General features: G+C 66.1%; 11 protein-coding genes. 8 read left to right on the plus strand and 3 right to left on the minus strand.

Features of this window, described 5'->3' with window-relative positions; all coding sequences use genetic code 11:
- The first annotated feature begins 17 nt into the window (after positions 1–17).
- From GXY47_15360 to GXY47_15385, 6 genes are all read left to right on the plus strand, one after another.
- Complete coding sequence (locus tag GXY47_15360; protein NLV32519.1) at positions 18–818, plus strand: oxidoreductase; 801 nt, start codon at positions 18–20, stop codon at positions 816–818.
- A complete protein-coding gene (locus GXY47_15365) occupies positions 815–1591 on the plus strand; it encodes an NADH:ubiquinone oxidoreductase (protein ID NLV32520.1) in 777 nt (258 codons plus the stop codon). The genes GXY47_15360 and GXY47_15365 overlap by 4 nt, the downstream gene beginning before the upstream one ends.
- 2 nt (positions 1592–1593) lie before the next feature.
- Positions 1594–2901 carry a Ni/Fe hydrogenase subunit alpha gene (locus tag GXY47_15370; GenBank protein NLV32521.1) on the plus strand — a complete coding sequence of 436 codons (1308 nt, stop codon included), beginning with the start codon at positions 1594–1596 and terminating at the stop codon, positions 2899–2901.
- On the plus strand, positions 2891–3400 hold the full coding sequence (locus tag GXY47_15375) for a hydrogenase maturation protease (GenBank protein NLV32522.1): 510 nt from the start codon (positions 2891–2893) through the stop codon (positions 3398–3400). The genes GXY47_15370 and GXY47_15375 overlap by 11 nt, the downstream gene beginning before the upstream one ends.
- A 93-nt stretch (positions 3401–3493) precedes the next feature.
- Complete coding sequence (locus tag GXY47_15380; protein ID NLV32523.1) at positions 3494–4936, plus strand: HAMP domain-containing histidine kinase; 1443 nt, start codon at positions 3494–3496, stop codon at positions 4934–4936.
- On the plus strand, positions 4911–5309 hold the full coding sequence (locus GXY47_15385; protein ID NLV32524.1) for a response regulator: 399 nt from the start codon (positions 4911–4913) through the stop codon (positions 5307–5309). The genes GXY47_15380 and GXY47_15385 overlap by 26 nt, the downstream gene beginning before the upstream one ends.
- 52 nt (positions 5310–5361) lie before the next feature.
- Here the strand turns inward: GXY47_15385 and GXY47_15390 are convergent, their stop codons facing one another.
- Positions 5362–6084, minus strand: coding sequence for a polyprenol monophosphomannose synthase (locus GXY47_15390; GenBank protein ID NLV32525.1), 723 nt, complete (start codon positions 6082–6084; stop codon positions 5362–5364).
- 62 nt (positions 6085–6146) lie between these two features.
- Positions 6147–7946, minus strand: a complete 1800-nt coding sequence (locus GXY47_15395) for a hypothetical protein (protein ID NLV32526.1) — start codon at positions 7944–7946, stop codon at positions 6147–6149.
- A 258-nt stretch (positions 7947–8204) separates the two neighbouring features.
- Between GXY47_15395 and GXY47_15400 the strand changes: the two genes are divergently transcribed.
- On the plus strand, positions 8205–8630 hold the full coding sequence (locus GXY47_15400) for a peptidylprolyl isomerase (GenBank protein NLV32527.1): 426 nt from the start codon (positions 8205–8207) through the stop codon (positions 8628–8630).
- Positions 8631–8678: 48 nt separating this feature from the next.
- Here GXY47_15400 and GXY47_15405 read toward each other — a convergent pair whose 3' ends face one another.
- A complete protein-coding gene (locus GXY47_15405; protein ID NLV32528.1) occupies positions 8679–10733 on the minus strand; it encodes a hypothetical protein in 2055 nt (684 codons plus the stop codon).
- 326 nt (positions 10734–11059) lie between these two features.
- On the opposite strand from GXY47_15405, the gene GXY47_15410 reads away from it, so the two are divergent.
- Entirely contained in the window at positions 11060–13087 is a 2028-nt protein-coding gene (locus GXY47_15410; protein NLV32529.1) for a hypothetical protein, read from the plus strand.
- Positions 13088–13096 lie beyond the last annotated feature (9 nt).

The raw sequence follows: 13096 nt of genomic DNA on the forward strand, positions 1-13096 counted from the left end.
TCGCCCGGGACACTTTCATGCCCCAACCGGGCAGGATTGTCGAAATCGCCGATATGACCGCCAAGGACCGGTATTTCCGCGTCGAACTGGAAAAGCCGCTGGGCCATCACCCCGGACAGTTTGTCATGGTCTCCGTCATGGGGGTGGGGGAAGCGCCGATCTCGATAAGCAACGGCCCCGGCAAGGACAATACGCTGGAAATGGTCGTCCGCCGGATCGGGCGCCTGACCCAGGTGCTCCACGATCTGAAGGTGGGCGATACGCTCGGGATCCGCGGCCCCTACGGTTCCGGGTTCGACCTCGGGAATTTCTACGGCAGCGACGTCCTTTTCGTGGCCGGCGGGCTCGGCCTGGTGCCGCTCCGCTCCCTGATCACCCCCGTCGTCGCCGAGGCGGACCGTTTCGGGAAGATCACCCTGATTTCGGGGTGCCGGAACCCCTCCGAGGAGCTCTACCGCGACCAGCTCGACGAATGGACCGACGCCGGCATCGAAGTGATCCGGCTCGTGGACGGCACGGAAAACATGCCCTGGAAATTCGGCGTGGGCCTGGTCACCGAACCGATCCCCAAGCTCAGGCTCGACCCGGAGAAAACCGTCGCCGCCCTGTGCGGCCCCCCGGTCATGTACAAGTTCGTCATCACCGCCCTGGGCGCCCGTAACGTGAGCTACGACCACATATACGTCGATCTCGAACGGCGCATGAAATGCGGCGTGGGCAAATGCGGACACTGCCAAATCAACAAAATATATTGCTGTCAGGACGGACCGGTGTTCCGTTTTTCCGATCTGGCTCTCTTACCGGAGGCGCTCTTATGAAACCCAAGATAGCATTCTTCGATTTTGCCAGCTGTGAAGGATGCCAGCTGGCCATCCTCAACTGCGAGGACATCCTCCTCGACATCCTGAACCTGGTCGAGCTCGTGGAGTTCCGCGAGGCGCTTTCCGAGACCGCCCCCCGCTACGACGTGGCCTTCATCGAGGGGAGCATTCACCGGGACGAGGATATCGAGAGGCTGCGCAACATCCGCGCCCGCGCCACCTACCTGGTGGCCCTCGGCGCCTGCGCCTGCAACGGGAACGTCCAGGCCCGCTCCAACTTCGTGGCCCCCGCCGTCAATTACGGGGAGGTCTACGGCGACGAAGCCCGCAACCGCGTCCAGGTCGATCCCGATCACTGGGGGCTCTGGTCCCACACCCGGGTCCGGCCGCTCGACGCCGTCGTCAAGGTGGACGCCTACCTGCGCGGCTGCCCCGTGGTGCCACGGGAATTTCTCCACCTCGTGAAATCGCTGCTGCAGGGGACCCAGCCCTTCTTCCCGCCCAACGCCGTCTGCGTGGACTGCAAGATGAACGAGAACGAATGTGTGCTCGAACGCGGGCTGACCTGCATGGGGCCAGTGACCTGGGGGGGGTGCGACAGCATCTGCGTCAACAAGGGCTACGTCTGCGACGGCTGCCGGGGTTCGCTCCCCCACGCCAACGTCGAGGCCCATATCGAACTGATGCGCGAACACAAGATCGACGACAGGGATATCCGGAGCCGATACCGGCTCTTCATGGGTGCCGAACCGATTGGCAGGGGAGTCTGATCATGGATTTGAGACAGAAAACGTACAACATCGACGTCAAGCATGTCACCCGGGTGGAAGGACACGGACGCATCATCGTCAGCACCGGCGAAGGGGCGGTCAAGGAGGTCAAGCTTTCCATCACGGAAGCCAACCGGTTCTTCGAGAGCTTCGTCAAGGGGATGCGCCCGGCCGAAATCCCCTGGATCGTGAGCCGCATCTGCGGCATTTGCTGCGTGGGGCACCAGATGACGGCCACGAAGGCGGTCGAGGCTGCCATGGGGATCCAGGTGAGCCCGCAGACGGTCCTGCTCCGCAAGCTGCTGACCGAATCGCAGTTTCTGCAGAGCCACGTCCTGCACGTCTACTTCCTGGCCGTACCCGACTTCCTGGGGGTCAAGAGCGTCCTGCCGCTGGCCAGGACCCACCCGGAGGTGGTCAAGCGCGCGCTCCGGCTCAAGAAGCTGGCGAACGACTACACCAGCGTCTTCGGCGGTCGGACGCTCCATCCCATGGCCAACACCCTCAAGGGGTGGCGCAAGCTGCCTTCCCTGGACGAGATCGCGGCTCTCCGGAAGCGGGTGGAGGACGCGATCCCCGACATCCAGGAGACCCTGAAGGTGGCCAAAACCCTCAAGATCCCCCCCTACGAGCGGGAGACCGAGTACGTGTCGCTGAAGCACCCCGACGAATACGCCCTGTACGACGGCGACGTCTACAGTTCCGACACGAAATCGAGCGTCCCCGTGGACCGGTATCTCGAGGTCACCAACGAGTTCACCGTGGCGCACTCGACCACCAAGTGGTCGAAGTGGCACCGGGAGTCGTACTTCGTCGGCGCCCTGGCCCGGGTGAACAACAACTTCGACCAGCTCGTGCCGGAGGCCAAACAGGCGGCCGAGGACCTGGGGCTGCGCGTTCCCTGTTACAACCCCTACATGAACAACGTGGCCCAGATCGTGGAGGTCGTGCACTGCGCCTACAACAGCGCGCGGATGCTCGACGAGGTGCTGGGCTCGGGCCTCAAGGAGGAGGACGTCTCCTACGAAGTCAAGGCCGGGCGCGGCGTCGCGTCCTGCGAGGTCCCGCGGGGGATCCTGTTCCACGACTACACCTTCGACGAGAACGGCCGCTGCGTCGCCGGAAACGCCGTCATCCCCACCAGCCAGAACATCAACAACGTCGAGCAGGACATGAAGGCCTTCGTCCCGCGGATGCTCCCCTCGATGTCGAAGGAGGAGCTGACACTCCACATGGAGATGCTCCTGCGGGCCTACGACCCCTGCATCTCCTGTTCGGTCCACATGCTGGATGTCGAATTTGTCGATTAGTCCGGCCGTGCCGGATGCGGGTGCCGGGCCCCCGATCGTGGGGCTCGGCACCCGCCACAGCGGCGACGACGAGATCGGTCTCGCCCTGGTTTCGGCCCTTTCCCGCTCCCCCGGTTTCCACCCGCGCTGCGTCCTGCTCGAAAGCGCCGACGCCGCCACGGTAGCCACAATGCTGCTCGAATGGGACCGGGCCGTCGTGCTGGTGGACGCCGCCGACATGCGCCTCGCGCCGGGTGAAAGCCGTTGCTTTTCCGACCACGAGGCCTCCGTACTCATCAGGACGAGTTCCGTCTCCACCCATGGCCTGGGCCTGGCCGAAGGGCTGGGAATCGCCCGCGCCCTCGGTTTCGATCACCCGGTGCGCATTTTCGGGGTGCAGCCCTTCGACCTCTCCCCCGGCCGCGGCCTCTCCCGCGTGATGGAGGACCGCTTCCCGCTCCTGCTCGAGGCGCTCCGCCGGGAGTGCGCCCCCGATCCGCTTTTCCAGGAACCCGAGTGAGGCCGCCGGAGACCGTCCGCCGGCGGGAGTTGTCGTCCGTCATTCGCCGTCTTATGATACGCTGGCGCCGCAATCGTTGAAACAGGGGGGCATGTGGAAGAGGGGAAAAAGCATTCTTTCTTTTACGACTGGGGTTCGGTGACCACCTACGCCTCCGACCTCCGGTCCCAGGAGATGGTGGCCCGCGCCCGGTGGTTCCTCAAAATGCGCTGGTACGCCATCCTGGCCTGCGCGGCCGGGGCGCTGGTGGCGCTCCTGGACAAGGCGCCGGCCGACCTCGACCCCGCCGCCTTCCTCGTCGTGGTGGCTTTCCTGTCGGCCACCAACCTGGCCTACACCCTCATCGGGCGCAACCTCTTCGGTAACAAGGGGCGGGAACGGGAGCTGCAGATGCTCCTGGCCGCCGAGATGATGGCCGATTTCACCGCCCTCAGCTACCTCAACTACGTCCTGGGGAGCATCGAGACTCCGATGGCGGCCCTGTTTCTGGCCCACATCATCCTGTCGACCCTCTTCTTCTCCCGCTGGCGCTCCCTCTTGATCACCGTCGCCGCGTGGTTCTACGCCGTCATGCCCCTGGTCCTGGAATGGGCCGGGGTCCTGCCGGCGCGGACGATCTTCGACGGCGGCTTCAAGGCTCTGGTCAACGGCAGCGCCGAGGTCACCTTCGGGTTCGTCTTCGCCACCGCCGGGGTGTTCCTCTTCTGCTGGGACATCGTCGGCGAGATCACCACCAGCCTGAAGATGCGGGAACACCAGCTCGAGGACGCGCACCGGATGCTGATCCGGCTGGACAAGGAAAAGACCCAGGCCACCCTGATGGCCACGCACGAACTGAAGGCCCCCTTCGCCGTCATCAAGAGCTTCGTCTACACCCTGAGGGACGGCTACTGCGGCCCCCTCCCCGAAAAGGCACAGGAGGTGGTGCAGCGGATCGGCGAGCGCTGCGACCAGCTGACCACGCGGATCACCGACATCATCCACCTCAGCAACCTCCGCACCCTGGTGGTGCAGGAGATGCACATGACACCCGTCAACATCGTGGACATCGTCGCGGACCAGGCCCGGGAGGGGGCGCTGATCGCGAAGACGCGGGGAGTGAGCGTGACCAACCACGCGGAGAACGCGCCTCCGGCCTACATCCTGGGATCGGTGTCGCACCTGCAGTCCCTCTTCTCCAACCTCCTCCGCAACGCCGTCTTCTACACGCACAAGGAGACGGGGCGCGTGGACATCTTCGTGAAACCGGAGGGGAGGAAGGTGGCGGTGACGGTGAAGGACAACGGGATCGGCATCCCCAGGGAAAACCTGGAAAAGATTTTCAACGACCATTTCCGCAGCAAAAACGCACTCTCCCACTACGCGTACGGCTCAGGCCTGGGGCTGTCGCTCGTCAAGGAGGTGGTGGTGCTGCACGGGGCCTCCATCGAGGTGGAAAGCACTGTTGGCAGCGGGAGCAGTTTCACGGTAAGATTCGATATTATTGACGCGACGGAGGAGAAACCGAATCATGGCTCACATACTGGTAGTCGATGACGATTTGGACATTGTGGATAATCTGAAGATGGTTCTCGAAGCCCATGGCCACCAAGTCTCCACCAAAACGGACACGGACGCCATCGTGGAAAGCGCGATGGAATTGAACCCGGACCTCATCATCCTGGACATCATCTTCCCGGAGGACCCGAGCGCCGGATTCGTCGCCGCCCGGGAACTGGAGAAAAGCGAGAAGGTCAAGGACATCCCCGTGCTGCTCCTGAGCGCGGTGAACCAGAGGAGCAAGATGTCCTTCGGGTTCTCGGAAAACGACATCAGCCGGGACTTCATGCCCGTGGAGGGCTTCCTCGAAAAACCGGTGGAGCCCGCCGCGTTGCTGGCCAAGGTCGGGGAACTTCTCGAAAGCGTATGAACACCGGGCGCCGGCCCGCAGGGCGCGCCCCGTGCCCTGCGGGCGGCTCCGCCTACCCCCGCAGCCGCAGTTCCCAGACGCAATAGAACGCTTCCATCCCGATCGAGGCGGACATCTTGCTTTTCCCCCCCCGGCGCTCGTCGAAGACGATGGGGAACTCCCGGTGCCGGAATCCCCTCCTGTGGGCGCGGTATTTCAGCTCGATCTGGAAGCTGTAGCCGTTGCTCCTGAGCGCGTCCAGCCCCACGCCGCGGAGCACCCCGGCCGACCAGCCGTTGAATCCGCCCGTGAAATCGGCGATCCCCACGCCCAGGATCGAACGGGCATAGAAGCTGCCGAACCGGGACAGGAGCCGGCGCCCCGTCCCCCAGTGCAGCGTCCCTCCCCCCTGGACGTAACGCGACCCGATCACGAAATCGGCCTCCCCGGCCATCCGGAGCATGGTCGGAAGATACCGGGGGTGGTGGCTCCAGTCCGCGTCCATCTGGATCAGGAAATCGTGCCCGCGCTCCAGCCCCCATCGGAATCCGTGGACATAGGCGGTGCCGAGGCCCATTTTCCCCGGGCGGAGGCTCAGCGACAACCGCCCGGAACCGGTCCCGGCCGCCAGTTCCCGGACCGCCCCGGCCGTGCCGTCCGGGCTCCCGTCGTCGACGACCAGCACGTGGATCCGCTCGTCGGCCCCCAGGATTTCGGGGATCAGCGACCGGATGTTCTCGCGCTCGTTGTAGGTCGGGATGACGACCAGCGGCTTTTCGGCATGTTCTCTGGGCATGGAGGTATCTTATCCGAACGCCGGGCCGATTCCAGCCGAAAACGGCCGGGGCCCGGGCCCCCTCAGCGGTTTTTCACCAGTACGCGGCCGGGCAGGCGCAGCACCTCGATCCCGGCCGGATCGAGCCGGCCGAGTTTCTCTTCGGGCAGCAGGGCGAAGACGCGCCCCTCGGAACGCCAGGCCTCGCCGAACTCCCCGGGGGTCAGCAGGAGCTTCGGGGCATCCGGAAACCGGAGCCCCGGAAGGAGCGCGTAGGCCGTCCCGTCCGTCACCTCCACCCGGAGCGGCTGGTAAAAGCTCAGCGAATTGGCCGACTCGTAGTCGTCCATGACCACCAGCCGGTCGCCGGGGAGCGCCTCGCTCGCGACCGCCAGCCCGAACCGCTTCGAGGATATGAGGTCCTCGCACAGGACCAGGCTCCAGTGAGTCAGGGCGCAGACCGCCACCATCACGGCGGCGACGGCCGCTACCGCCGCCTTCCGCCGCCGGCGCTTCTCGAGCATCAGGGCGGAAAGGAACCCGATCGACAGCACCAGGACCGTCACGGCGGCAGGAGCCGCCAGCTGCCGGACAAGGTCCGGGGGCATTTCGGCCATGATGCTGAAATCGGTCTCCGACAGGCGGTCGGAAGGACCGGCGGCACCGGAGGGGAGCTCGTTCCCCGCGGCCAACCAGGCTCCGGCGATGATCCCGCCGAGCAGCGCCAGGACCCCCACGGCGGCCAGGGCACGGAATCCCCAGAGGAGGGCGCGGCTCTCCCCCTTCCGGTAAAACGCCGCGGCCGCGAGAAGCGCAAACGCCGGGAGCGCCGGAAACACATAATGTTCCAGGCGGTCCGAGAGGGAGAAGAATCCCACCACGACCACGATCCAGACGAGGGCGAGCCTCAGCAGGACGGCCGTGTTTCCCCCCCGGGTCCGCCGGTCGCCCGAAAAGGCCGCCGGGAGGAAAACGGTCCAGGGAAAGAACCATACGGGGATCAATCCGAGGAAGGTCCCGAGCGGCACCGACCAGAGGACCGGGGGCTCCCTCCGCCCCAGGAAGCGCAGAAACTGCTCGCCGACGAAGAAGAACCCGAGGAAGCCCTCGTTGCGGACCTCCGCCAGCCAGTGCCAGGGGACGGTCAGGGCCAGGAAGAGGAGCGTCCCGGAAAGGAGGTGGAGCGAACGCCAGGAGGGCCGCCGACGCGAAACCAGGCAGAAGAGCACGGCGATCCCGGCCGGAAAGGCGACGCCGACCAGGCTCTTGCACATGAAGGCGCCCGCCATGGCGGCGTAGAACAGGAGGGCCGGCCGCAGGGTGCGCCCGGGGAGGAGGGTCCATTCGAGGAGCGCGTACATGGCCACGGCCAGAAAGAGCACCAGCCAGATATCGTGCAGGGTCTCCCGGGTGAAAAGATAGGTCCCCACGGAGAAGGCGGTCGCGAGCCCCGCCACGGCCACGGCCGGCCCCGCCGCGCCCTCCCGCCCCCCCGCCGGGGGCGATTGCACCGATGGCGCCCCTGCCGCCCCTCCCCCGAAAGCCCGCCGGGCGGTGAGCATGACGACCCAGACCAGCGCTATGACGGCCAGCGCCGTCGGCAGGCGCAGGGCGACCTCGTGGATGCCGAAGGCCTTGAAACTCCCGGCGGTCACCCAGTAGAGCAGGGGGGGCTTTTCCAGGAAGCGGACCCCGTTGGCGTAAGGGGTGACCCAGTCCCCTTCGGCCGCCATCCGCACGGCCGGCTGGGCGTAATACGCCTCATCGTAATCGGTGACCCCGCGGTCGGTGGTGGTGCCGAGATAGACCAGGGCCGTCAGAACGAGCGGCAGCAGCAGCCACCCGCTCCAGTCCCTTCGCGCGCCCGTTTCCATCCCCATCATCGGGCTACTATATCAACCCGCCGACCGGGGACGAAGAGCGAAATCCCCCGCTGCCGCAGGGCGCACTTGACATGCCCGTCCCCGCAGGCTAGGCTGCAGGGGAAGGGCTTGCGAGCCCGCAAACTGGCGCTCACTCAGTTGAGTATCTTGAAAGCCGTGTGGTTCGGGATATTGACTACACGGTTTTTTTATTTTCAGGCCCCCCTCCGGGGCGGATGCCTGAAGCCCGGAAATTCCGGGTTGGACCCGCGGGAGGGGATCATGCCTATCGAGAACGGGAAGAAAGTATCGTTTCACTATACCTTGACGGTAGAGGAGGAAGTGCTCCAGTCGTCGGAAGGGGCCGAACCCCTGTCGTACACCCATGGATCGGGGCAGATCATCCCCGGCCTTGCGGCCGGGATGGAGGGGATGAACGAGGGGGAGAAAAAAACCATCCTCGTGTCGTCCGAAAACGCCTACGGCCCGGTAAATCCCGAGGCCTTCAACGAGGTGCCGAAGTCCGCCCTACCCGGGGACCTCGAGATCGAGGAGGGAATGATGCTTCAGGCCCGGAGCCCGGAAGGGCAGTCGATGCCCGTCCGCGTGGCCGAGATCAGGGAAGACACGGTCCTCATGGACATGAACCACCCCCTGGCCGGGAAAGACCTGAAGTTCGACGTGAAGATCGTCTCGGTGGAATAAAGGTACGAACGCCCGGTCCCGTCCTCCCGGGCCGGACCGGGCGAGGGCTCAGGCGCCCAGTTTCCCCCGGCTTTCGAGCACTTCGGCCACCCGCCCGAGCCCCAGCTTTTCCAGGGTCGGCCGACGCGGATGCCCCGTCCGCGGATCCCACCCCTCGGTGGAGTAGAAAGCCGTTTTCCACCGCTCCACCCCGTCACGGTCGAGGTACAGCTCCCCGCAGTCTGTCCAGTTCCAGGAGGCCCCGTCGAACACGGGGATCCGGGTCTCGTAATGGGCGTTGGAAGCCCCGGGCCGGTACATGTAGCCCGAGAACTTCTCCGCGTCGCGGTTCTTCCCCTGCAGGGTGAAGATCGCGCGGATCACGTTCCAGGTCTTGCGGCCGATCTCGATCCCGTCCGTGAAACCGAGCCCTTTCCCGGTCACCGCGTCAATCAGGACCGGCTCGGCTGCGGGGGTGGCCCCACGGCCGTCCGCGGCTCCCGAACTGTAGGGGTTGGCGAACACCCAGTCGCAGAAGAGGATCGATTCCTTGTAAAACATGGCGTAGTGCTGGCGCCAGGCGATGAACCTGGCCTTATGGTCGGAGTAGATCCCGGTCCTGTAGGCTTGTTCCCCCCGCCAGCTGTAGTCGAACATGAACGGGTCGTCGCCGTGCGGGAGGCAGGCCGATGCAAGCAGCGCGACATAATCGGCACACGTCATCCGGTCGTTCGGGCCGAGCGGCACGTCATGGTTGTTGATGTCGCGCGAGTCCATCAGCGTCCCGTAGGCCCATTCCACGTTCGGCATCGTCCAGTGGTCGACGTACCCCCAGGCGGGATAGCGGAGGATGTCCTCTGTATCGTCTATCCTGCCGATCCGCTCGGCGAAACGGATCGTTCCCTCGGCCAGCAGGTCGCCGATGCCGACGCGCCGGGCGATCACCAGCGCGAAGATCTCGGCAAATTCCACCCGGTCCCAGATATCCATCGGGAGCGGAGAGGTGTCGATCCTCTTCCCTGGACCCGCCACCCCCAATTCGACCATCTTTTTCAGATACCAGGCGGTCCCCGTCTTGGAGGGAATCGCGGGCTGGATCGGGTGCCCCGGGGGGCTCGGGAAACTCCGGGACCCGATATAGGACAGTTCCGAGGCGTTGATCCCGAGCTGCTGGACGATATCGGTGGCCCGGTACTTTTCCCGGGAGTCCGGCTGCCGGTAGGGGGGGGGAGGATTGAACCAGACCGATTCGGCGCAGCCGTCCGAATCGAGGCCATAGACGGGATCCCGGGAGTGGCAGCCGCGGTCGCACCCCAGGCAGGAGGTGGATACGCGGCCGGCCCCCCGCCTGGGGGAGGGGGGCCAGGTGCTCCGCACCCATTCGCGCGCGGCCAGGACCTTTGCGGGATGGGCGACCTCTATCGCCCCGGTGCCGACCACCGCGATGGCCTTCAGGTTCTTGGCACCGAATACGCCTCCGAACCCCCCCTGTCCCGCGCCCGAGCCCCCTCCGTGGATCAGGGAGGCGATGCGCGACCGGTTTTCCCCCGCCGGGCCGATGGTGACGATGGCGGGCCTCTGGGTCGAGAAGGCGCCCCCGACCTTCTGCCATGTCTCGCCGTACCGGACGCCGCCCCGCGCCCCCTGCTCGCGCCAGATCTCCTCCTGGGCTTTCCAGCTGTCCAGGCCCCAGAGCCCGCCGGCGTCCTCCAGCGTCACCTTGTCGTCCATGATATTTAGATAGACCGGGGCACCCGCCTTCCCCTCCAGGACGATGCCGTCCCACCCGGCGAATTTCAGGAACGTGGCGAAACAGCCCCCGAAATTACTGTGTGAGAACCAGTTGACGGGCCAGGACTGCGGGGCCAGGCCTGAGACGCATATGCGCCCAGCCGAGGCGATACCGGTTCCGGCGAGCGGGCCCGTCATCAGGGTGAGGACGTTCCGGGGATCGAACGCGTCCTTGAGGTCCCAGCCCCCCGGGACGACGGCCAGGTCCCAGAAGATGGCGGCCCCCATCCCGAGGCCGCCGCCGAACTCCTCATATTTCGACGTCGGGATGGAGCCGATCTTCCCCCCGGAAAGATCGACCTTCAGAATTTTGCCCGCGTACCCGCCAGCCATCGGAATCCCCCCTGCAAAGGACGAAGCGGTGGACCAAGTCTTTCTTAATAGACTTTGTCTCCTATGTAGAAATATCCTAACCTCCGGGCGCGGGCGCGTCAAGCCGAATGATGCCGCTCCCGGCGACGCGGCCGGCATCTCCGCACCGCGCCGCAAAATTCCCATTTTTCCCGAAAACTGTAGTAAAATCGCGAACGCCATCGGGGGCCATCAACCCCGGACACCTTATCGGAATCACCAGCGACGGCTCCATCGGCGCCCCCCGGCGCAAAAGAGACTCCCTTCTCCCCCGGGGCGCGGGGGGCGGATCGGGAAGGAGTGGGACGATGTCCAACGGATATGCCGGCAAGATACTGAAGGTCGACCTGACGACGGGCGAAATCGGCACCCTGGAGAGCTCGAGGTACGAGGAGTTCGGGGGTGGCTACGGGATGGGGGCCGCCATCTTCTGGGACCTGGCGGTCGCCCCCGGACGGTGGGACCTCAGAGATCCGTACGACCCGGCGAACGTCCTCCCCATCATGGTCGGGCCCCTGGCCGGCACCGGCGTTCCGGGCGCGGGCAGGACGAGCGTGTGCGGGCTCTCCCCGGAGACCTACCCCACCGCGGAATTCTGGCGCTGCAATTTCGGCGGCCGCTTCGGCAACACGCTGAAGCACGCGGGGTGGGACGGGGTGGTGGTGACCGGAAGGGCCGACCGGCCCGTGTGGATCAACATCGTCGACGACCGGGTGAAGATCGAGGACGCCAAGGAGCTCTGGGGACTCGACACCTGGGAGACGCAGGACCGGATCACCCGGATGGTCGGGGGCCACACGCGTTTCGGGGAAGAGTGGCAGGAGATCGGGGGCGCCCCCGGCACCGCCCCCCCGCAGGTCCTCTGCATCGGCCCGGTGGGGGAAACCCGCTCCCGCCTGGCCGCCCTCGTCACCGGCAGCGGGGTCAGCGCGCGCGTCGGGGCCTTCGGAGCGGTCTTCGGGGCCAAAAACCTGAAGGCCGTCAGCGTCGCCGGGACCGGCGCCGTCCGGGTTGCCGATCCCGGGGCCATCATCGAGGCCCGGCTGCACCAGATGCGGGCTGCCGCCTCCTCCCCCGGAGGCCTCCCGGCGCCCGCAGCCGGGGCGGCCTGCTGCATGCCCTGCCTGCGCGCCGACCGGCGCCGCAGCAACTACTACGGGGGCGAAACGATGTGCGCCGACCAGGGTTGGCTCTTCGGCGCCTCCGCGCCGCAGGCGGCCGACCTGGCGAGCGAGGCCCTGATCAAATACGGCCTCAGCAGCTGGTCGGCCCATTTTCACGCGTTCAAGGTCGACATCCCGGGCGCGCCGCCGATCTTCAAGGGGAAGGTGCCGACCGACTCCGGTCTGGGCTGGTACCTGGAGACGCTCCACGAACAGGGGGTGCTGGGCCCCGGCAGGGAGATCGACTCTTCCCCGCTCCCCGTGGGGCAGTGGGGGGAATTGAACTTCCGCCTGGCCCTGCTCGAAGCCATCGCCCGGCGCCAGGGGATCGGCGACGCCCTTGCCGAGGGGTGCTGCCGCGCGGCGGAACGCTGGGGACGGCTGGAAGAGGACCGGGAGAGCGGGGCCCTGCGCCTGCCGGCCTGGGGATCGACGAGCCACTGGACGATGCCCTGGGTGGAGTGGGCCTACGCCTACATCCTCGGGGCGGGCGACCCGGCCTGGCACGGGTTCATGGCCCCCGTCGGAACCCCGGCCGAGGGGGTCTCGATCGAACAGTCGCTGGAAGCGCTCGCGAAGAAGACCATCCCCTACACCGGCGACATCTTCATGTTCAACTACGCGTGGAAGGGGGAGGAGGCGTGGAAGACGGGGATCTACTCCCCGCACAAGGCCAGGCAGGTGGCCTGGAGCCGCCACTACTCCTCGTTCTGGAACGAGTCGATGGCGTTCTGCGAGATGTTCCTCCCCGAACTGGGGAGCGACAGCCCCGAGATCGAGACCCGGTATTACCGGGCCGTGACGGGAAAGCCCGACTCCTTCGCCGACACCATGCGAACGGGGCAGAAAATCTGGACCCTGGAGCGCGCCATCCGCGTGATGCACGGGAGGACGCGCGCGAAGGAGGATTTCTTCCCCTACATGTACCGGCCGGGGGCCTCGGGGATGGCCATCTACGGCGGCGTGCCCATCTACGAAAATGGCCGGTGGCGCCACGACACGGCCCCGGACATGTACCTGGACCGCAAGGGGGTGGACGACTTCAAAACCCACTTCTACGCCCTGGAAGGGTGGGACAAGGAGAACGGCTGGCCCACGCGCCGGACGCTCGAGGAGTTCGGCCTGGGGCGCGTGGCCGACACCCTGGCCGCCAAAGGCAGACTGGGAACATAGGGGACAGTC

The sequence above is a fragment of the Acidobacteriota bacterium genome, assembly GCA_012729555.1.
Classification (GTDB): domain Bacteria; phylum Acidobacteriota; class UBA6911; order UBA6911; family UBA6911; genus UBA6911.

Bases quoted from the DNA above. Each gene is read 5' to 3' on its own strand.
- GXY47_15360 (NLV32519.1), top strand. From the start codon at position 18: ATGCCCCAACCGGGCAGGATTGTCGAAATCGCCGATATGACCGCCAAG.
- GXY47_15365 (NLV32520.1), top strand. From the start codon at position 815: ATGAAACCCAAGATAGCATTCTTCGATTTTGCCAGCTGTGAAGGATGC.
- GXY47_15370 (NLV32521.1), top strand. From the start codon at position 1,594: ATGGATTTGAGACAGAAAACGTACAACATCGACGTCAAGCATGTCACC.
- GXY47_15385 (NLV32524.1), top strand. From the start codon at position 4,911: ATGGCTCACATACTGGTAGTCGATGACGATTTGGACATTGTGGATAAT.
- GXY47_15390 (NLV32525.1), bottom strand. From the start codon at position 6,084: ATGCCCAGAGAACATGCCGAAAAGCCGCTGGTCGTCATCCCGACCTAC.
- GXY47_15395 (NLV32526.1), bottom strand. From the start codon at position 7,946: ATGATGGGGATGGAAACGGGCGCGCGAAGGGACTGGAGCGGGTGGCTG.
- GXY47_15405 (NLV32528.1), bottom strand. From the start codon at position 10,733: ATGGCTGGCGGGTACGCGGGCAAAATTCTGAAGGTCGATCTTTCCGGG.
- GXY47_15410 (NLV32529.1), top strand. From the start codon at position 11,060: ATGTCCAACGGATATGCCGGCAAGATACTGAAGGTCGACCTGACGACG.